The 20,038-nt window shown below is 53.4% G+C and carries 15 protein-coding genes and 4 tRNA genes; 6 read left to right on the top strand and 13 right to left on the bottom strand.

What is annotated here, in order from left to right; genetic code table 11:
* From thiG to HCH49_RS19300, 5 genes are all read left to right on the top strand, one after another.
* The gene (gene thiG / locus HCH49_RS19320) at positions 1–771 is read left to right on the top strand and encodes a thiazole synthase (protein WP_023334103.1); all 771 of its coding nucleotides are present in this window, start codon (positions 1–3) and stop codon (positions 769–771) included.
* Positions 768–1,895: a 2-iminoacetate synthase ThiH gene (gene thiH, locus HCH49_RS19315; RefSeq protein ID WP_033146990.1), complete on the top strand. Its 1,128-nt coding sequence runs from the start codon at positions 768–770 to the stop codon at positions 1,893–1,895. Before thiG ends, thiH begins: the two co-directional genes overlap by 4 nt.
* A 337-nt stretch (positions 1,896–2,232) precedes the next feature.
* On the top strand, positions 2,233–3,774 hold the full coding sequence (locus HCH49_RS19310) for a sensor domain-containing diguanylate cyclase (protein WP_221703243.1): 1,542 nt from the start codon (positions 2,233–2,235) through the stop codon (positions 3,772–3,774).
* Positions 3,775–3,954: 180 nt separating this feature from the next.
* Positions 3,955–4,263, top strand: coding sequence for a PTS sugar transporter subunit IIB (locus HCH49_RS19305; protein WP_023334100.1), 309 nt, complete (start codon positions 3,955–3,957; stop codon positions 4,261–4,263).
* The gene (locus HCH49_RS19300) at positions 4,263–4,580 is read left to right on the top strand and encodes a PTS lactose/cellobiose transporter subunit IIA (protein WP_008503455.1); all 318 of its coding nucleotides are present in this window, start codon (positions 4,263–4,265) and stop codon (positions 4,578–4,580) included. The genes HCH49_RS19305 and HCH49_RS19300 overlap by 1 nt, the downstream gene beginning before the upstream one ends.
* A 115-nt stretch (positions 4,581–4,695) precedes the next feature.
* Here the strand turns inward: HCH49_RS19300 and rpoC are convergent, their stop codons facing one another.
* From rpoC to HCH49_RS19235, 13 genes are all read right to left on the bottom strand, one after another.
* Positions 4,696–8,919 (bottom strand): DNA-directed RNA polymerase subunit beta', encoded by a 4,224-nt coding sequence (rpoC, locus tag HCH49_RS19295; protein WP_023309968.1) that lies wholly within the window; start codon positions 8,917–8,919, stop codon positions 4,696–4,698.
* A gap of 76 nt (positions 8,920–8,995) precedes the next feature.
* Complete coding sequence (rpoB, locus tag HCH49_RS19290; protein WP_023334099.1) at positions 8,996–13,024, bottom strand: DNA-directed RNA polymerase subunit beta; 4,029 nt, start codon at positions 13,022–13,024, stop codon at positions 8,996–8,998.
* Between the two features lie 319 nt (positions 13,025–13,343).
* Positions 13,344–13,709 carry a 50S ribosomal protein L7/L12 gene (gene rplL, locus HCH49_RS19285; RefSeq protein ID WP_006176746.1) on the bottom strand — a complete coding sequence of 122 codons (366 nt, stop codon included), beginning with the start codon at positions 13,707–13,709 and terminating at the stop codon, positions 13,344–13,346.
* 66 nt (positions 13,710–13,775) lie between these two features.
* The gene (rplJ, locus tag HCH49_RS19280) at positions 13,776–14,273 is read right to left on the bottom strand and encodes a 50S ribosomal protein L10 (RefSeq protein ID WP_001207203.1); all 498 of its coding nucleotides are present in this window, start codon (positions 14,271–14,273) and stop codon (positions 13,776–13,778) included.
* A gap of 290 nt (positions 14,274–14,563) precedes the next feature.
* Complete coding sequence (gene rplA, locus HCH49_RS19275) at positions 14,564–15,268, bottom strand: 50S ribosomal protein L1 (protein WP_006810530.1); 705 nt, start codon at positions 15,266–15,268, stop codon at positions 14,564–14,566.
* Positions 15,269–15,271: 3 nt separating this feature from the next.
* Positions 15,272–15,700: a 50S ribosomal protein L11 gene (gene rplK, locus HCH49_RS19270; RefSeq protein ID WP_008503452.1), complete on the bottom strand. Its 429-nt coding sequence runs from the start codon at positions 15,698–15,700 to the stop codon at positions 15,272–15,274.
* Positions 15,701–15,855: 155 nt separating this feature from the next.
* Entirely contained in the window at positions 15,856–16,401 is a 546-nt protein-coding gene (gene nusG, locus HCH49_RS19265) for a transcription termination/antitermination protein NusG (protein WP_002438628.1), read from the bottom strand.
* Position 16,402: 1 nt separating this feature from the next.
* On the bottom strand, positions 16,403–16,786 hold the full coding sequence (gene secE, locus HCH49_RS19260) for a preprotein translocase subunit SecE (RefSeq protein ID WP_014068449.1): 384 nt from the start codon (positions 16,784–16,786) through the stop codon (positions 16,403–16,405).
* A 228-nt stretch (positions 16,787–17,014) separates the two neighbouring features.
* A complete protein-coding gene (tuf, locus tag HCH49_RS19255) occupies positions 17,015–18,199 on the bottom strand; it encodes an elongation factor Tu (RefSeq protein WP_023309456.1) in 1,185 nt (394 codons plus the stop codon).
* A 118-nt stretch (positions 18,200–18,317) separates the two neighbouring features.
* Positions 18,318–18,393 (bottom strand) — tRNA-Thr (locus HCH49_RS19250).
* A 6-nt stretch (positions 18,394–18,399) separates the two neighbouring features.
* A tRNA-Gly gene (locus HCH49_RS19245) sits at positions 18,400–18,474 on the bottom strand.
* 117 nt (positions 18,475–18,591) lie between these two features.
* Positions 18,592–18,676, bottom strand: a tRNA-Tyr gene (locus HCH49_RS19240).
* A gap of 8 nt (positions 18,677–18,684) precedes the next feature.
* Positions 18,685–18,760 (bottom strand) — tRNA-Thr (locus HCH49_RS19235).
* Between the two features lie 317 nt (positions 18,761–19,077).
* On the opposite strand from HCH49_RS19235, the gene coaA reads away from it, so the two are divergent.
* Entirely contained in the window at positions 19,078–20,028 is a 951-nt protein-coding gene (coaA, locus tag HCH49_RS19230; protein ID WP_032668002.1) for a type I pantothenate kinase, read from the top strand.
* Positions 20,029–20,038: the final 10 nt, after the last annotated feature.

Here is a 20,038-nt window from a genome sequence, read left to right as displayed (position 1 = left end):
ATGTTACGTATTGCCGATAAAGTCTTTGATTCACATCTGTTTACCGGAACCGGAAAATTCGCCTCACCGCAGCTGATGGTGGATGCCATTCGCGAAAGCGGCAGCCAGCTGGTGACGCTGGCGCTCAAGCGCGTGGATCTGCGTCATCACAGCGATGCTATTCTGGCGCCTTTACTGGAGGCTGGCGTCACGCTGCTGCCCAACACCTCCGGTGCCAAAACGGCCGAAGAGGCGATTTTCGCCGCGCAGCTGGCCCGCGAGGCGCTCGGCACCCGCTGGCTGAAGCTGGAAATTCATCCTGACGCCCGCTGGCTGCTCCCCGACCCCATCGAAACGCTGAAAGCGGCTGAAAAGCTGGTGCAGCAAGGGTTTACCGTCCTGCCTTACTGCGGCGCCGATCCTGTTCTGTGCAAACGGCTGGAAGAGGTCGGCTGCGCCGCCGTCATGCCGCTGGGCGCCCCCATTGGCTCCAACCAGGGGCTTGAAACCCGTGCGATGCTGGAAATCATTATTGAGCAGGCTACCGTGCCGGTGGTGGTTGATGCGGGCATTGGCGTGCCCAGCCATGCCGCGCAGGCGCTGGAGATGGGCGCCGACGCGGTGCTGGTCAACACGGCCATCGCGGTTGCCGACGATCCGGTCATGATGGCGCGTGCGTTCCGCATGGCCGTAGAGGCTGGCCTGCTGGCAAGGGAGTCCGGCCCCGGCTCGCGCAGTTTCCAGGCACAGGCCACCAGCCCGCTGACCGGTTTTCTGGAGGCGATCTCATGAGCACGTTTACCGAGCGCTGGCGGCAGCTTAGCTGGGACGACATTGCCCTGCGCATTAACAGCAAAACGGCGGCTGACGTGGAGCGCGCGCTGCATGCCCGCCATCTGACCCGCGAGGATCTGATGGCCCTGCTCTCCCCGGCGGCCAGCGCGTACCTCGAGCCGATGGCCCAGCGAGCGCAGCGGCTCACCCGCCAGCGTTTTGGCAACACGGTGAGCTTCTACGTGCCGCTCTATCTCTCAAACCTGTGCGCCAATGACTGCACCTACTGCGGTTTTTCCATGAGCAACCGCATCAAGCGTAAAACGCTCGATGAAGGTGAGATCGCCCGCGAGTGCGCGGCCATTCGTGAAATGGGCTTTGAACATCTTCTGCTGGTCACGGGCGAACATCAGGGAAAAGTGGGAATGGACTATTTCCGTCAGCACCTTCCCGCCATTCGTCGTCAGTTTGCGTCGCTGCAGATGGAAGTACAGCCCCTGGCGCAGGAGGAGTACGCGGAGCTCAAAACCCTTGGACTGGACGGGGTCATGGTCTACCAGGAAACCTATCACGAGGCGACGTACGCCCGGCATCACCTGAAGGGCAAGAAACAGGATTTCTTTTTCCGGCTGGAAACGCCGGACAGGCTGGGTCGCGCGGGGATCGACAAAATCGGTCTGGGAGCGCTGATCGGGCTCTCTGACAGCTGGCGGGTGGATTGTTACATGGTGGCGGAACATTTGCTGTGGCTTCAGCAGCACTACTGGCAGAGCCGTTATTCCATCTCCTTCCCGCGCCTGAGACCTTGCGCGGGCGGGATTGAACCGGCTTCGCTGATGGATGAACGCCAGCTGGTGCAGGCCATCTGTGCGTTTCGCCTGCTCGCCCCGGAAGTGGAATTATCGCTCTCAACGCGTGAATCCCCGGCGTTTCGCGATCGCGTTATCCCGCTTGCGATTAACAACGTCAGCGCGTTTTCCAAAACGCAGCCTGGCGGCTACGCCGACGATCGTCCGGAGCTGGAGCAATTTGTGCCTCATGACGGACGACGTCCGGAAGCGGTCGCCGCAGCCCTGACGGCTCAGGGTCTTCAGCCTGTCTGGAAAGACTGGGACAGTTGGCTGGGAAGAACCTCGCAATGACGCTGAAACGCGCTGCAACACCATAAAAAATTGTCGAGGCGCGACGAAAAGGCAAAACCGGGTGGTTGTCAGCGATCGTCCGGTTTTTTATTGTCACACGGTCAGCAACGGATGCTGACCAGGGCGAAAAGCTTCTTCCTCGTTTCGCCCTGCCTCTGGTTCATTGCGCACACGGCCGCCAGCAGGTTGAATAAGTATTTTCTTAATGGTTCTTAAGATAAATCATCCCGCCAGAAATCGTGTGTCGTATAATTCACCGCTAACCGCAGGACAGCGACTATGCTGAGAGGATATCGGCAGACGAAAAGTATTCACCATCAGGAACGATGTACAGCTCATGGCACTTCACAGCAAAAAGCTCTCTTTTACCCGACCAATCATGCTCAGCTTCGCGGGGATCCTATGCAGTTTTGCGGTGATCGCGATCGCGGTGACGCTTTCGCAACGAAAGGATTTTCTTGAGGATTATCATAAGATAAACAGCAATTTCACGCACAACCTGGCGGTGAACTACACCGAATCTATCCTGCGTGAAAACGACTATATCCTGGGCCGTTCCGCGATGTACTTTGCCCGCGACGACAGGCTAAACGAGACGCTCAACGTCAACCCGACGCAGGGGCTGCAGATGATGATGCATTTGCAAAACCTGATGCCGACCGTGTCCTCCATCTCGCTGGCGGACACGCAGGGGCATTATCTCCGCGCGCCGGAAGTGCTCCCCACGCAGAAGAGTAAAACCTTCGATCCCCGGACGCGGCCGTGGTTTATCGCTCAGGCCGAAGCCAGTATCTTCAGCCACTATACTCGCCCGTACATGGACTACTTCACCGGCCATCCGACGGTCACACTTTATAAGCCCTTGATTTCACCCGAAGGCAGACTGAAGGGAACGATCGCGTTTCATCTCGATTTGACGTCAATGGGCTTCACCCTGCGTCAGATGGTGGCGCCCGTCCAGGGAGAATTCTTCGTCGTTGAACGCGACGGCGCCGTTGTGCTTCACCCGGATACAGGCGCGCTCTTCAAACAATACGTGAGCGAAGCGCTAATGGACAAAATGACCAGCGGCGAAGGCCACCTTTACGATAAGAAAAGCAACGCCTGGTACTACTACTACTCGTTTACCAATCCGGACTGGTTTGTCATCTACCGGGTCTCTGGCGAGACGCTCACCGATATCACCCGCCACGAAACGACGATTGTTGGCTGGGGGTTTGCGCTGGCGGCAATCATCATCATCCTCTTCGGCTTATACCTCCGTCACGCCTCGCGTACCGTGCTGATGCACATTATCAATGCCATCAAAACCGGCGACGTCAGCGAAGCGCCGCGCCTGGAAGCGATGCTCAGCCACACTATCCAGTCCAATAAAGAGCGTGAGATGGCCTATGTGCGCCAGGCCACTCACGATGCGCTGACGGGCTGTAAAAACCGCCGCGCGTTCGATAGCGATATCGCGGAGCTGCTGAATGCCCAGCAGCCTTTCGCGCTGGCGCTGGTGGACATCGATAACTTCAAGTCGATTAACGACACGCTGGGCCACCTGACCGGTGATATCGTTCTGCGCAACGTGGCCCGCGAAGGGATCCAGATTATGCAGCCACATCACGTCTCGATTTACCGGTACGGTGGAGAAGAGTTCGCGGTAATCTTCCAGGCTGAGCAGATGACGTCTGCGCTCTCATTGCTGGAAGCCTGGCGTACCGCAGTTGAAAAACGCGTCTGGCGAGAAGAAAACCTGCGGGTTACGTTCAGCGGCGGTCTTGGGGAGTGGCATTTTGAACCGCTGGAGCAATTTGTCGGAAGCGTTGATAGCGCCCTCTACAGCGCCAAACAGCAGGGCAAAAACCACATCAATCGAACGTCCATCAGCTAATCCTCCCTCTTTCACCCTGCCCGTTTCAACGGGCCGGGTACCCGACAATGCAAAATTGTAACCGGTTTCAGAAAATCGCCGGTTTCTTTGTGATGCCTGACACACAATCGCGGTAAACCGGTTGTTGAAGCGCTCTGCACGGGATAATTATCAATAAACACATGTAGATCGAGGCTGATTATGAAGAACATCGTTTTATGCTGTGCAGCGGGAATGTCAACCAGCATGCTGGTTCAACGTATGAAAGACGCCGCGCAGAAAAAAGGGGTTGAAGTCACCATTAAAGCCGTTCCGGTTGCGGAGTTTAAAGACAACATCGCGACGGCCGACATCGTATTGCTGGGGCCACAGGTTAAATACGAGCAGGCTAAACTTCAGGCGCAGGCCGAGCCGCTGGGTAAAAAGGTCGCGGTGATCGACATGATGGATTACGGCATGATGAAAGGCGATGCCGTCCTGGAAAAAGCGCTCAAACTTCTGGAGTCATAATGGAAGACTTAGAAACCACGATTATGGAACTGCTGGTCAACGCAGGCGCGGCGCGCAGTGCGGCCCTGACGGCGCTACAGATGGCGCGTAAAGGTGAGTTTGACGAAGCAGAAAAAGCGATGGAAGAGTCGCGCGAATATGTGAAGCATGCGCACACGATCCAGACGCAGCTTATCGGGCTTGACGAAGGGACCGGGAAGCTTCCGGTTAACCTGATCACCGTCCACTCTCAGGATCACCTGATGAACGCGATGGTCATTCAGGATCTGGCGGGCGATATGATTGAGCTTTATCGTCGGATCCCGTTGGTGAACTGATAACCTACAGATGTAAAAAAACCCGCCGAGGCGGGTTTTTTATTGTCGGGTGGCACTGAGCTTACCCGACCTACGAGGCACATGCCCGGTAATGCTCATCACCGGGCATCAACGATTACTCGTTGTCGGAACCGCCCAGACCTGCGTTCAGCAGTTCTGCCAGGCTCGCGGATGCATCTTCAGCAGTTACCTGCGGTGCAGCTGGCAGTTCGCCCGCAGCACGACGACGCATACGATCCTGGTGGTACGCATAACCGGTACCCGCCGGGATCAGACGACCCACGATGACGTTCTCTTTCAGACCGCGCAGTTCATCACGTTTACCTGCAACAGCGGCTTCGGTCAGGACACGAGTCGTTTCCTGGAACGATGCTGCAGAGATGAAGGACTCGGTTGCCAGAGACGCTTTGGTGATACCCAGCAGATCGCGCGAGAAGGTCGCACCGATTTTGCCGTTCGCTTCCAGTTCGCGGTTAGCGATCTTGACGCGTGAGTATTCAACCTGCTCGCCTTCCAGGAACTCGGAGCTGCCTGCGTTTTCGATGGTTGCTTTACGCAGCATCTGACGAACGATAACTTCGATGTGCTTATCGTTAATCTTAACGCCCTGCAGACGGTAAACGTCCTGTACTTCGTTGGTGATGTAACGCGTTACCGCGTGGACGCCACGAAGACGCAGAATGTCGTGCGGAGCTTCTGGACCATCGGAAACCACGTCACCACGTTCTACACGTTCACCTTCGAACACGTTGAGCTGACGCCACTTAGGAATCATCTCTTCGTACGGTTCGCTGCCATCTACTGGAGTGATAACCAGACGGCGTTTCCCTTTGGTCTCTTTACCGAAGGAGATGATACCGCTGATTTCAGCCAGGATTGCAGGCTCTTTCGGACGACGTGCTTCGAACAGGTCCGCAACGCGTGGCAGACCACCGGTGATATCCTTGGTACCGCTGGATTCCTGTGGAATACGTGCCAGAGCATCACCCGCACCGATCTGAATGCCATCTTCCAGCTGAACGATCGCTTTACCCGGCAGGAAGTACTGCGCAGGCATGTCGGTACCCGGGATCAGAACGTCGTTACCCTGAGCATCAACGATTTTCAGTGCAGGACGCAGATCTTTACCACCGGTAGTACGTTCAGCAGAATCCAGAACCACCAGAGAAGACAGACCGGTCAGCTCGTCGGTCTGACGAGTAATGGTCTGGCCGTCGATCATGTCAGTGAAGCGGATGAAACCACTTACTTCGGTGATAACCGGCATGGTGTGTGGATCCCAGTTTGCAACGGTTTCACCGCCAGCAACCTGCTCGCCATCACCTTTCGCCATAACCGCACCGTAAGGCACTTTATAGCTCTCTTTGGTACGACCGAATTCGTCGATCAGCTTCAGCTCGGTGTTACGAGAGGTCACAACCAGCTTGCCTGCGGAGTTAACAACAGACTTCGCGTTGCTGAGCTTGATGCTACCTTTGTTTTTCACCTGGATGCTGGATTCAGCAGCCGCACGAGATGCCGCACCACCGATGTGGAACGTACGCATCGTCAGCTGTGTACCCGGCTCACCGATGGACTGTGCCGCGATAACGCCGATTGCTTCACCTTTGTTGATGATGTGGCCACGCGCCAGGTCACGACCGTAGCAGTGCGCACATACACCAAAGTCGGTGTCACAGGATACAACGGAACGTACTTTCACGGAGTCAACAGAGTTCGCTTCCAGCAGGTCACACCAGTGCTCGTGCAGCAGCGTGTTGCGTGGAACCAGAATGTCTGCAGTACCCGGCTTCAGAATGTCTTCCGCGGTTACACGACCCAGAACGCGATCGCGCAGTGGCTCTTTAACATCACCACCCTCGATAACCGGGGTCATGGTGATACCTTCGAGGGTGCCACAATCGTCTTCGGTCACAACCAGATCCTGAGCAACGTCAACCAGACGACGCGTCAGATAACCGGAGTTCGCTGTTTTCAGTGCGGTATCCGCCAGACCCTTACGAGCACCGTGGGTGGAGATGAAGTACTGGAGTACGTTCAGACCTTCACGGAAGTTCGCGGTGATTGGCGTTTCGATGATGGAGCCATCTGGCTTCGCCATCAGACCACGCATACCTGCCAGCTGACGAATCTGTGCTGCGGAACCACGCGCACCGGAGTCGGCCATCATGTAGATGCTGTTGAAGGAAACCTGCTGCTCTTCTACGCCGTCACGGTTAATCACGGTTTCGGTCTGCAGGTTATCCATCATCGCTTTGGATACACGATCGTTCGCCGCTGCCCAGATATCGATAACTTTGTTATAGCGTTCGCCCGCGGTAACCAGACCAGACTGGAACTGCTCCTGGATCTCAGCAACTTCGGCTTCCGCTTCAGAGATGATCTCGTGTTTCTTCTCTGGGATGACCATGTCATCGATACCAACAGATGCACCTGAACGCGCTGCATAAGCAAAGCCGGTATACATTGTCTGGTCAGCGAAGATAACGGTCGGCTTCAGACCCAGAATGCGGTAACAGGTGTTCAGCATTTTGGAGATCGCTTTCTTGCCCAGCGCCTGGTTGACGATGGAGAAAGGCAGACCTTTCGGTACGATCATCCACAGAATGGCACGGCCAACGGTCGTGTCTTTCAGGCTGGTTTTCGCAACGAATTCGCCGTTTTCATCTTTTTCATATTCGGTGATACGCACTTTAACGCGCGCATGCAGAGAGGCCAGGCCAGCGCGATAAATACGCTCAGCTTCTTTCGGGCCAGTCAGCACCATGCCTTCGCCTTTGGCGTTAACACAGTCACGGGTCATGTAGTACAGACCCAATACAACGTCCTGAGAAGGAACGATGATAGGTTCACCGTTCGCTGGGGACAGGATGTTGTTGGTAGACATCATCAGCGCACGAGCTTCGAGCTGGGCTTCCAGCGTCAGCGGTACGTGAACAGCCATCTGGTCACCATCGAAGTCGGCGTTATATGCCGCACAAACCAGCGGGTGCAGCTGGATAGCTTTACCTTCGATCAGGACTGGCTCAAATGCCTGGATACCCAAACGGTGCAGAGTTGGTGCACGGTTCAGCAGTACCGGGTGTTCGCGGATAACTTCGTCCAGGATATCCCAAACGACAGCTTCTTCACGCTCAACCATTTTCTTAGCGGCTTTGATGGTGGTGGCCAGGCCACGCAGTTCCAGCTTGCCGTAGATGAACGGTTTGAACAGCTCCAGTGCCATTTTCTTCGGCAGACCGCACTGATGCAGACGCAGGTATGGACCTACGGTGATTACAGAACGACCGGAGTAGTCAACACGCTTACCGAGCAGGTTCTGACGGAAACGACCCTGTTTACCTTTGATCATGTCGGCCAAAGATTTCAGAGGACGTTTGTTAGAACCGGTGATCGCACGACCGCGACGGCCGTTATCCAGCAGGGCGTCAACCGCTTCCTGCAGCATACGTTTTTCGTTGCGTACGATGATGTCCGGCGCAGCCAGATCCAGCAGACGTTTCAGACGGTTGTTACGGTTGATAACGCGACGATACAGATCGTTCAGATCGGACGTTGCGAAACGACCACCATCCAGCGGAACCAGTGGACGCAGATCTGGCGGCAGAACCGGCAGAACGGTCAGGATCATCCACTCTGGTTTGTTACCAGACTGAACGAACGCTTCCAGCAGTTTGATACGCTTGGTCAGCTTTTTACGTTTGGTTTCGGAGTTGGTTTCGTTCAGCTCTTCACGCAGCTGCTCGCACTCTTGCTCCAGATCCATGCTCTTCAGCAGGGCCTGAATAGCTTCCGCACCCATCTTCGCGTCGAATTCGTCACCGAACTCTTCCAGCGCGTCCAGATACTGCTCTTCAGTCAGGATCTGATGACGTTCCAGGTTCGTCATCCCGCCTTCGATAACCACATAAGATTCGAAGTACAGAACGCGTTCGATATCGCGCAGCGGCATATCCAGCAGCAGACCGATACGGGACGGCAGAGATTTCAGGAACCAGATGTGAGCGGTCGGAGACGCCAGCTCGATGTGGCCCATGCGCTCACGACGCACTTTGGTCTGGGTCACTTCAACGCCGCACTTCTCACAGATCACACCACGGTGTTTCAGGCGCTTGTACTTACCGCACAGGCACTCGTAATCTTTTACTGGCCCGAAAATACGCGCACAGAAAAGGCCGTCACGCTCAGGTTTGAACGTACGGTAGTTGATGGTTTCCGGCTTTTTAACTTCACCGAAAGACCATGAACGGATCATGTCTGGCGAAGCCAGAGCAATTTTGATCGCATCAAACTCTTCGGTTTTAGTCTGCGCTTTCAGAAACTTTAATAAATCTTTCACGGATTTGCTCCCGTCGGAGTTAGCACAATCTGGTGCCGGGGGTTAACCCGGCACCAGTGACCTGTTTGAGCGAGAATTACTCGTCTTCCAGTTCGATGTTGATACCCAGCGAACGAATCTCTTTCAACAGTACGTTGAAGGATTCTGGCATGCCCGGCTCCATCTGATGGTTGCCGTCCACGATGTTTTTATACATCTTGGTACGACCGTTCACGTCATCAGACTTAACGGTGAGCATTTCCTGCAGGGTGTATGCCGCGCCGTATGCTTCCAGCGCCCACACTTCCATCTCCCCGAAGCGCTGACCACCGAACTGTGCCTTACCACCCAGCGGCTGCTGAGTAACCAGGCTGTAAGAACCGGTAGAACGAGCGTGCATCTTGTCGTCGACCAGGTGGTTCAGTTTCAGCATGTACATGTAACCTACGGTTACCGGACGCTCGAACTGTTCACCGGTACGGCCGTCAAACAGCGTAATCTGACCAGACGTTGGCAGACCACCCAGTTGCAGCAGCTCTTTAATTTCAGCTTCTTTCGCACCATCGAAGACCGGCGTTGCGATTGGCATACCTTTTTTCAGGTTCTCAGCCAGGCGCAGCACTTCTTCATCGCTGAAGGTATTCAGGTCGACTTTCTGACGCACGTCGGTACCCAGATCGTAGGCACGCTGGATGAATTCGCGCAGTTTCGCGACTTCTTCCTGCTGCTTCAGCATGGCGTTAATCTTGTCGCCAATACCTTTCGCAGCCATACCCAGGTGAGTTTCCAGGATCTGACCGATGTTCATACGAGACGGTACGCCCAGCGGGTTCAGTACGATATCTACCGGCGTACCGTTAGCATCGTGCGGCATATCTTCGATCGGGTTGATCTTAGAGATAACACCCTTGTTACCGTGACGACCTGCCATCTTATCACCAGGCTGGATCTGACGTTTAACGGCCAGATACACCTTAACAATCTTCAGCACGCCTGGTGCCAGATCGTCGCCCTGAGTGATTTTGCGGCGTTTCGCTTCGAGTTTTTTCTCGAACTCGTGTTTCAGTTCGTCATACTGCTCAGCCAGCTGTTCCAGCTGATTTTGTTTCTCTTCGTCGGTCAGGCCCAGTTCCAGCCAGCGATCGCGTGGCAGTTTGTCGAGCTTCTCAGCTTCAACGCCACCGGCAACCAGCACAGCATAGATACGGCTGAACAGACCCGCTTCGAGGATCTGCAGTTCTTCAGACAGGTCTTTCTTAGCCTGTTTGAGCTGCATCTCTTCGATTTCCAGCGCACGCTTATCTTTCTCAACGCCGTCACGGGTGAAGACCTGAACGTCGATAACCGTACCGGAAACACCGTTTGGTACGCGCAGAGAAGAGTCTTTAACGTCAGACGCTTTCTCACCGAAGATTGCACGCAGCAGTTTCTCTTCTGGCGTCAGCTGGGTTTCACCTTTAGGCGTAACCTTACCAACCAGAATGTCGCCGCCGGTCACTTCCGCACCGATGTAAACGATACCGGATTCATCCAGTTTGGAGAGCGCAGCTTCACCCACGTTAGGGATGTCAGCGGTGATCTCTTCTGGCCCCAGCTTGGTGTCACGGGACACACATGCCAGTTCCTGAATGTGGATGGTGGTGAAACGATCTTCCTGAACCACACGCTCGGAGACGAGGATGGAGTCTTCGAAGTTGTAACCGTTCCACGGCATGAACGCTACGCGCATGTTCTGACCGAGCGCCAGTTCACCGAGGTCGGTGGACGGACCGTCTGCCAGCACGTCGCCGCGCTCAACTGGCTCACCCAGAGATACGCAAGGCATCTGGTTGATACAGGTGTTCTGGTTAGAACGGGTGTATTTGGTCAGGTTATAAATGTCGATACCAGCTTCGCCCGGATACATCTCGTCTTCGTTAACTTTGATAACGATACGGGATGCATCGACGTACTGAACAGTACCGCCACGTTTAGCAACTGCAGTAACACCGGAGTCAACGGCAACAGCACGTTCCATACCAGTACCAACCAGCGGCTTATCAGCGCGCAGAGTTGGAACGGCCTGACGTTGCATGTTCGCACCCATCAATGCACGGTTGGCGTCATCGTGTTCCAGGAACGGGATCAGGGACGCACCGACGGATACCACCTGCTGGGTGGATACGTCCATGTAGTCAACCTGGTCGCGGCTGAACAAGCTGGATTCGCCTTTGCTACGGCAGGTAACCAGATCTTCTACAAAGTGGCCTTCGTCATCCAGGTTGGAGTTCGCCTGAGCGATAACGTAGTTGCCTTCTTCGATAGCAGACAGGTAGTGAATTTCGTCGGTTACAACACCGTCGGTCACTTTACGGTACGGGGTCTCGAGGAAACCGTATTCGTTAGTCTGTGCGTACACGGACAGGGAGTTGATCAGACCGATGTTTGGACCTTCAGGCGTTTCGATTGGACATACGCGACCGTAGTGCGTCGGGTGTACGTCTCGAACTTCAAAGCCTGCGCGTTCACGGGTCAGACCGCCTGGGCCGAGTGCAGAGATACGACGTTTGTGCGTAATCTCAGACAGCGGGTTGTTCTGGTCCATGAACTGAGACAGCTGGCTGGAACCGAAGAACTCTTTCACTGCTGCAGAAATCGGCTTGGCGTTGATCATATCCTGAGGCATCAGGGTATCCAGATCGCCCAGAGACAGACGCTCTTTCACCGCACGCTCTACACGTACCAGGCCAACGCGGAATTGGTTTTCCGCCATTTCGCCTACGGAACGGATACGACGGTTGCCGAGGTGGTCGATATCGTCCACTTCGCCTTTACCGTTACGGATATCGATGAGCTTCTTCATCACTTCGATGATGTCGTCTTTGCTCAGGATACCGGAACCTTCGATTTCGTCGCGCAGCAGAGAACGGTTGAACTTCATACGACCAACCGCGGACAGATCGTAGCGGTCTTCGGAGAAGAACAGGTTCTCGAACAGGCTTTCCGCCGCTTCGCGAGTTGGTGGCTCACCAGGACGCATCATGCGGTAGATTTCTACCAGCGCGCTCAGACGATCGGTGGTTGGGTCGACGCGAATAGTTTCAGAAATATACGCGCCGTGGTCCAGATCGTTGGTGAACAGCGTTTCGATACGTTTGTGACCAGACTGGCTCAGCTTAGCCAGCAGATCCAGGCTCAGCTCCATGTTCGCTGGGCAGATCAGCTCACCCGTTGACTCATCAACGTAATCTTTCGCGGCTACTTTTCCTGCAATGTACTCAACCGGAACTTCGATGAGTTTGATATCATCTTTTTCCAGCTGGCGGATGTGGCGCGCGGTGATACGGCGACCTTTTTCCACATACACTTTGCCGTCGGCTTCGATGTCGAACGACGCGGTCTCGCCACGCAGACGTTCCGGCACCAGCTCCATCTGCAGCTTGTTGTCGCGGATTTCAAAGATCACTTTCTCAAAGAACAGGTCCAGGATCTGTTCAGTGGTGTATTGCAGCGCACGCAGAATGATGGTTGCAGGCAGCTTACGACGACGGTCGATACGGACAAACAGGTTGTCTTTCGGATCGAACTCGAAGTCCAGCCATGAACCACGGTAAGGAATGATGCGTGCGTTATACAGTACTTTACCGGAAGAGTGTGTTTTACCTTTATCGCTGTCGAAGAAGACGCCCGGGCTACGGTGCAGCTGGGAAACGATAACACGCTCAGTACCGTTGATAACGAAAGTACCGTTGTCTGTCATGAGTGGAATTTCACCCATGTAGACTTCTTGTTCTTTAATGTCTTTTACGGTGCCTTCCGGCGCTTCGCGCTCGTAGATCACCAGACGCAGTTTTACGCGCAGCGGTGCGGAATAGGTCACGCCACGGATCTGACATTCCTGAACGTCAAACACCGGTTCGCCAAGGCGGTAGCTGACGTACTGCAGCTCGGAGTTACCGCTGTAGCTCTGAATCGGGAACACGGAGCGGAAGGCTGCTTCCAGACCGTACTGCCCTTCAGGATCTTGCTCGATAAACTTCTGGAACGAGTCAAGCTGGATAGAAAGGAGATATGGAATGTCCAGAACTTGTGGACGTTTACCAAAATCCTTACGAATACGTTTTTTCTCGGTATAGGAGTAAACCATAGGGTTCCTCAGCTCGCTGACAAGTCGACCCATCTGTCCGACGAAGGGACAGTTTGTGCAACACCATTTTGTGGACCGGAAAATTGAATACTTTCCGCAATACCTGTTGCTATCACGCTTAAATCATTTCGTCGCGATTTACACAGAGCGAGCACCCTGTCGCAATATATTAAGTCGTCGATAGAAACATGCATTGTCAGGACAATCAGCAGTCAAACAGTGTGAAATGCTACTGATGCCTTACAGCGCAAAAAGGCTGGTGACTAAAAAGTCACCAGCCATCAGCCTAATTACTCAGGCTGCAACCAGAAAAGTTGGCTTATTTAACTTCAACTTCAGCGCCAGCTTCTTCCAGAGATTTTTTCAGTGCTTCTGCGTCGTCTTTGCTCACGCCTTCTTTCAGCGCAGCTGGAGCAGATTCTACCAGGTCTTTAGCTTCTTTCAGACCCAGGCCAGTTGCGCCACGTACTGCTTTGATAACAGCAACTTTGTTAGCGCCAGCAGCTTTCAGAATTACGTCGAATTCAGTTTTTTCTTCAGCAGCTTCAGCCGGGCCCGCAGCTACAGCTACAGCAGCAGCAGCAGAAACACCGAATTTTTCTTCCATTGCAGAAATCAGTTCTACAACGTCCATTACGGACATAGCTGCAACTGCTTCAATGATTTGATCTTTAGTGATAGACATTTAAATTGTTCCTGAAAATCAGAATAAGTTTATACGTAAGCAAATGCTTTATAAAGATAACTGCGATTAAGCAGCTTCTTTCGCATCGCGAACAGCAGCCAGAGTGCGAACCAGTTTGCCAGCCGAAGCTTCTTTCATGGTTGCCATCAGGCGTGCAATTGCTTCTTCGTAGGTCGGCAGGGTTGCCAGGCGATCGATTTGCGATGCCGGGATCAACTCACCTTCAAAGGCTGCAGCTTTGACCTCAAATTTTGCATTCGCTTTCGCGAACTCTTTGAACAGACGAGCAGCAGCGCCCGGGTGTTCCATAGAGTATGCAATCAGGGTCGGACCAACAAACGTGTCTTTCAGGCACTCGAACTGAGTACCTTCAACTACGCGACGCAGCAGGGTGTTACGAACAACACGCATGTATACGCCAGCTTCACGACCTGCTTTACGCAGTTCAGTCATTTTGTCTACAGTAACGCCACGGGAATCCGCAACTACTGCAGACAGCGCGCCTTTGGCTACTTCGCTGACTTCAGCAACAATCGCTTGTTTGTCTTGAAGATTTAAAGCCATTAGCTTTGCTCCTGGATGTTTGCCGGAACTCATGTTCCGGAACTCACTTCACTCTCCCAAACGGAAGAGCGTCTTAATACGGTGAGCAGAAACAAGCCAGAGTATCCAAAAATAATCTTAGCGTTCTGTCACCGTCTACGCAGGGGATTAAGTCTCTTGCGAAACACCTGCGGTCTTCGACGGAGGCCTGGATTAGGCCAGGCTCCAACGAACAAATCTTTTAGCCGCTAACTTTCGTTAGCAAACGTGGGGGTAAGATTGTAGACAAAATCACCGCCCACGTAAAGGCATTAGTTTGCAGCAGCGCTCAGGCCAGCCTGGTCAACTGCAACACCTGCACCCATGGTGGTGGAGATGCTAACTTTCTTGATGTACACGCCTTTCGCCTGAGTTGGTTTTGCTTTTTTCAGCGCAACCAGCAGAGCTTCCAGGTTTTCTTTCAGTTTGTCAGCGTCAAAGTCCACTTTACCGATGGTGGTGTGGATGATGCCGTTTTTGTCGTTACGATAACGAACCTGACCTGCTTTAGCGTTCTTAACCGCTTCAGCAACGTTAGGAGTTACAGTACCGACTTTCGGGTTAGGCATCAGGCCGCGTGGACCCAGAACCTGGCCCAGCTGGCCAACAACGCGCATTGCATCTGGAGAAGCAATAACAACGTCAAAGTTCATTTCGCCTTTCTTGATCTGATCAGCCAGATCTTCCATACCTACCAGTTCAGCGCCGGCAGCTTTAGCAGCTTCAGCGTTTGCACCCTGAGCAAATACAGCTACGCGAACGGAACGGCCAGTACCGTGTGGCAGTACAGTTGCGCCACGAACGTTCTGATCGGATTTACGCGCGTCGATGCCGAGGTTAACGGCAACGTCAACGCTTTCAACGAACTTAGCAGTTGCCAGTTCTTTCAGCAGAGCGATAGCTTCGTTGATGTCGTACTGTTTGGTCGCATCAACTTTGTCACGGATCACGGACATGCGCTTGGTCAGTTTAGCCATTTCTTAGTCCTCCACTACCAGGCCCATGGAACGTGCAGTACCTTCGATTGAGCGAGTCATCGCTTCAATGTCGGCACCAGTCATGTCGGCAGCTTTGGTCTGCGCGATTTCCTGCAGCTGAGCGCGGGAAATTTTACCCACTTTGTCTTTGTTCGGTTTACCGGAACCAGACTTGATACCAGCCGCTTTCTTCAGCAGAACTGCTGCTGGAGGGGTTTTGGTAACGAAAGTGAAAGAACGGTCAGCGTAAACAGTGATTACGACTGGGATTGGCAGACCTTTTTCCAGGGATTCGGTTTTGGCGTTGAACGCTTTACAGAATTCCATGATGTTCACACCCTGCTGACCCAGAGCTGGACCAACTGGTGGACTTGGGTTCGCCATACCAGCTGCAACCTGCAGCTTGACGTAGGCTTGTACTTTCTTAGCCATTCTAAAATCCTCTGATTGGGTGATAGCGCCTCAGGGAGGCTCCCCGTGAATAAAATTCGTTTTACGGGCCGGGCCCATAAAAACAAAAGGCGCGAAATTGTATTCCAATCTCGCGCCCTGTGCAACGATTAAATCGCCGCTTTTTTGATCGCTGCTTAGGCTTTTTCGACCTGCGCAAAGTCCAGTTCTACCGGGGTCGCACGACCGAAGATAGAAACAGAAACTTTCAGGCGGGACTTCTCGTAGTCCACTTCTTCAACCACACCGTTAAAGTCAGCAAACGGACCGTCGCTAACACGAACCATTTCACCCGGTTCAAACAGCGTTTTCGGACGCGGCTTATCACCCACCTGCTGCAGGCGGTTCATAATCGCATCAACTTCTTTGTCGCTGATTGGCGCCGGACGGTCAGACGTGCCGCCGATAAAGCCCATCACGCGCGGTACGCTGCGCACCAGGTGCCAGCTCGCGTCGTTCATCACCATCTGAACCAGCACGTAACCCGGGAAGAATTTACGCTCGCTTTTGCGACGTTGGCCGCCACGGATCTCAACCACTTCTTCGGTCGGAACCATAACTTCGCCAAATAACTCTTCCATGTTGTGTAATTTGATATGCTCACGCAGCGACGTTGCTACGCGGCCTTCAAAACCGGAAAACGCCTGAACGACGTACCAACGCTTTTTAGGGGCTTCAGACATCTTAGAACCTCAGGCCAGTAATAAAGGAAACCAGGCGAACCAGAATACCATCCAGTCCCCACAGGATCAGTGACATTACCGCAGTCACTGCAGCCACGATCAGCGTGGTGTGCAATGTTTCCTGGCGAGTCGGCCAAATGACCTTGCGGACTTCGGTACGTGCTTCGCGAGCGAAAGCAACGGTTGCTTTACCCTTAGTCGTCAACAGCGCGACACCGCCCGCTGCAGCAATCAGAATCACCACTGCCAGCGCGCGGAGCGGCAGCATCATGTCACGATAAAGATAGTTGCCAACGATTGCCACAATCAGCAGCACGGCAACAGCGACCCACTTCATCGCTTCCAGGCCGCGCCCGCTCCCTTGAGCTTCGGTATTCGCACTCATAAACCAACCTGTCAGAAGAATTCTACAAATAATTTCACCCCGCGATTGCGAGGCGAGCCAAATCGAAACGCTAATCCCTTTATGGATTATACGCTCTCTGCAGAGCCTGTCTCAGCAATGATTATGACAAAAATAATCACTGATGAGCCAGGTTCTGATGTGAAAGCGTGCAAAAAGGGCATCAAATGATGCCCTTTTCATGCGCATTGCGTCAAATGTTATCAGCGATTAGCCGAGAACTTTAGCAACCACGCCCGCGCCAACGGTACGGCCACCTTCACGGATTGCGAAACGCAGACCGTCGTCCATCGCGATTGGGTGGATCAGAGTCACAACCATCTTGATGTTGTCGCCTGGCATTACCATCTCAACGCCTTCTGGCAGTTCGATGGTACCGGTCACGTCAGTTGTACGGAAGTAGAACTGTGGACGGTAGCCTTTGAAGAACGGAGTATGACGGCCGCCTTCGTCTTTGGACAGGATGTACACTTCAGATTCGAACTTGGTGTGTGGCTTGATTGAGCCTGGCTTCGCCAGAACCTGACCACGTTCGATTTCTTCACGTTTGATACCACGCAGCAGAACACCAACGTTCTCACCAGCACGGCCTTCGTCCAGCAGTTTGCGGAACATTTCAACGCCAGTACAGGTAGACTTCGCAGTCTCTTTGATACCAACGATTTCAACTTCTTCACCAACTTTGATGATACCGCGCTCTACACGACCGGTAACAACGGTACCACGACCGGAGATGGAGAATACGTCTTCGATTGGCAACAGGAATGGCTTGTCAATCGCACGCTCTGGTTCTGGGATGTAAGAATCCAGGAAGCCAGCCAGTTCGATGATTTTCGCTTCCCACTCTGCGTCGCCTTCCAGCGCTTTCAGAGCAGAACCACGAACGATTGGGGTATCGTCGCCCGGGAAATCGTACTGAGACAGCAGTTCACGAACTTCCATCTCTACCAGTTCCAGCAGCTCTTCGTCATCAACCATGTCGCATTTGTTCAGGAACACGATGATGAAAGGAACGCCTACCTGACGACCCAGCAGGATGTGCTCACGAGTCTGAGGCATTGGGCCGTCAGTCGCAGCAACAACCAGGATCGCGCCGTCCATCTGCGCAGCACCGGTGATCATGTTTTTAACATAGTCGGCGTGGCCTGGGCAGTCTACGTGTGCGTAGTGGCGAGTCGGGGTGTCGTACTCAACGTGAGAGGTGTTGATGGTGATACCACGAGCTTTTTCTTCTGGTGCGTTATCGATCTGGTCGAATGCACGAGCAGAACCACCGTAGGTTTTTGCCAGAACGGTAGTGATTGCAGCGGTCAGCGTTGTTTTACCATGGTCAACGTGGCCGATAGTACCGACGTTAACGTGCGGTTTTGTACGTTCAAACTTTTCTTTAGACATCGATTGTCCCTCTAAGACACGGATAAATCGGTGATATCACCACATCAACCAGGCGAAATGCCTGAATTGTTGAATACAGTAAAATTGAAACAGAGAGAAACGGGAAGGAGAAGTGAAGTGGTGCTGATACCCAGAGTCGAACTGGGGACCTCACCCTTACCAAGGGTGCGCTCTACCAACTGAGCCATATCAGCACGTATTGGAGCGGGCAGCGGGAATCGAACCCGCATCATCAGCTTGGAAGGCTGAGGTAATAGCCATTATACGATGCCCGCATCCTGAAACTCGGCTACCCAGTTCTTTCTGTAACAAAAAAAGAGATTTCTCTCTTTTTCAGTTTGAGCTGGCTAATTTTTCCAACCAGCTCCGGCGGCATTTACGCTGCCAGAAAGTGGTGGTGGGGGAAGGATTCGAACCTTCGAAGTCTGTGACGGCAGATTTACAGTCTGCTCCCTTTGGCCGCTCGGGAACCCCACCGGACTTGATGGTGCCGACTACCGGAATCGAACTGGTGACCTACTGATTACAAGTCAGTTGCTCTACCTACTGAGCTAAGTCGGCATCAAGTAGCGCGCATTCTATGGATACCTGCGCGGTCATGCAACTAAAAATTTGCATAAAACGTTCTTTCGCTCACATTTTATGCGAACAGCGTATCGGACGCTGTAAAAGTAGTCATTTGAGGTCAAATATTCAACATATCATCGTGATTTGCACCGTATTCACCGTAGCGTGACGGCTTCCGCGTAACGCAGCGCTTTCCATCTTTTTTCTTATTATTCCCGTCATCTGGTGTTAACCTCCTGCCCATTGTCCAAAATTAACTGTGTGATGAGCCACGATCCGGCAGTGTGATGCTGGCTCACTGAAGCATGCTTATGAGCAAAAAAGAGCAAACGTTAATGACGCCTTATCTTCACTTTAACCGCAGCCAGTGGGCTGCCCTGCGTGATTCCGTCCCTATGACGCTGACGGAAGGTGAAATCGCACGGTTAAAAGGGATAAACGAAGATCTGTCCCTGGAAGAGGTGGCAGAAATTTATCTCCCCCTCTCTCGCTTGCTTAACTTCTATATCAGCTCGAACCTGCGTCGTCAGGCCGTGCTGGAGCAGTTTCTCGGGACGAACGGTCAACGCATTCCTTATATCATTAGTATCGCAGGCAGCGTGGCCGTGGGTAAAAGTACCACCGCGCGCGTCCTGCAGGCGCTGTTGAGCCGCTGGCCGGAACACCGCAGCGTGGAGCTGATCACGACAGACGGCTTCCTGCACCCGAACGAGGTGTTAAAAGAACGTGGGCTGATGAAGAAGAAAGGTTTCCCGCTTTCTTATGATATGCACCGTCTGGTGAAATTTGTCTCTGACCTGAAATCCGGCGTGCCGCACGTGACTGCGCCAGTCTATTCGCACCTGATCTACGATCGCATCCCGGGTGGGGATAAAACCGTGGTCCAGCCGGACATCCTGATTCTGGAAGGTCTGAACGTGCTGCAAAGCGGGATGGACTATCCTCACGACCCGCATCACGTATTCGTCTCGGATTTCGTCGATTTCTCTATTTATGTCGATGCGCCGGAAGACCTGCTGCAAAACTGGTACATCAACCGCTTCCTGAAGTTCCGCGAGGGGGCGTTCACTGACCCGGATTCCTATTTCCACCACTATGCTCAGCTTTCTGAAGAGGAAGCGATCGGCGTGGCGACGGGGCTGTGGAATGAGATCAACTACGTGAACCTCAAAGAGAACATCCTGCCGACGCGCGAGCGCGCGAGCCTGATCCTCACCAAGAGCGAAAAGCACGCCGTCGACCAGATTCGCCTGCGGAAATAATCAAGCAGAC

It is taken from the genome of Enterobacter sp. Y17 (assembly GCF_019730495.1).
GTDB classification, from domain to species: Bacteria; Pseudomonadota; Gammaproteobacteria; order Enterobacterales; family Enterobacteriaceae; genus Enterobacter; species Enterobacter asburiae_B.
Note: the sequence above shows the minus strand (reverse complement) of the source record. Positions and strands in the feature narration are given on the sequence as shown.

What these genes read in the sequence shown, in the direction of transcription:
- thiG (WP_023334103.1), top strand. Translation starts at nt 1, where the DNA reads ATGTTACGTATTGCCGATAAAGTCTTTGATTCACATCTGTTTACCGGA.
- thiH (WP_033146990.1), top strand. Translation starts at nt 768, where the DNA reads ATGAGCACGTTTACCGAGCGCTGGCGGCAGCTTAGCTGGGACGACATT.
- HCH49_RS19310 (WP_221703243.1), top strand. Translation starts at nt 2,233, where the DNA reads ATGGCACTTCACAGCAAAAAGCTCTCTTTTACCCGACCAATCATGCTC.
- HCH49_RS19305 (WP_023334100.1), top strand. Translation starts at nt 3,955, where the DNA reads ATGAAGAACATCGTTTTATGCTGTGCAGCGGGAATGTCAACCAGCATG.
- HCH49_RS19300 (WP_008503455.1), top strand. Translation starts at nt 4,263, where the DNA reads ATGGAAGACTTAGAAACCACGATTATGGAACTGCTGGTCAACGCAGGC.
- rpoB (WP_023334099.1), bottom strand. Translation starts at nt 13,024, where the DNA reads ATGGTTTACTCCTATACCGAGAAAAAACGTATTCGTAAGGATTTTGGT.
- rplL (WP_006176746.1), bottom strand. Translation starts at nt 13,709, where the DNA reads ATGTCTATCACTAAAGATCAAATCATTGAAGCAGTTGCAGCTATGTCC.
- rplJ (WP_001207203.1), bottom strand. Translation starts at nt 14,273, where the DNA reads ATGGCTTTAAATCTTCAAGACAAACAAGCGATTGTTGCTGAAGTCAGC.
- rplA (WP_006810530.1), bottom strand. Translation starts at nt 15,268, where the DNA reads ATGGCTAAACTGACCAAGCGCATGTCCGTGATCCGTGACAAAGTTGAT.
- rplK (WP_008503452.1), bottom strand. Translation starts at nt 15,700, where the DNA reads ATGGCTAAGAAAGTACAAGCCTACGTCAAGCTGCAGGTTGCAGCTGGT.
- nusG (WP_002438628.1), bottom strand. Translation starts at nt 16,401, where the DNA reads ATGTCTGAAGCCCCTAAAAAGCGTTGGTACGTCGTTCAGGCGTTTTCC.
- secE (WP_014068449.1), bottom strand. Translation starts at nt 16,786, where the DNA reads ATGAGTGCGAATACCGAAGCTCAAGGGAGCGGGCGCGGCCTGGAAGCG.
- tuf (WP_023309456.1), bottom strand. Translation starts at nt 18,199, where the DNA reads ATGTCTAAAGAAAAGTTTGAACGTACAAAACCGCACGTTAACGTCGGT.
- coaA (WP_032668002.1), top strand. Translation starts at nt 19,078, where the DNA reads ATGAGCAAAAAAGAGCAAACGTTAATGACGCCTTATCTTCACTTTAAC.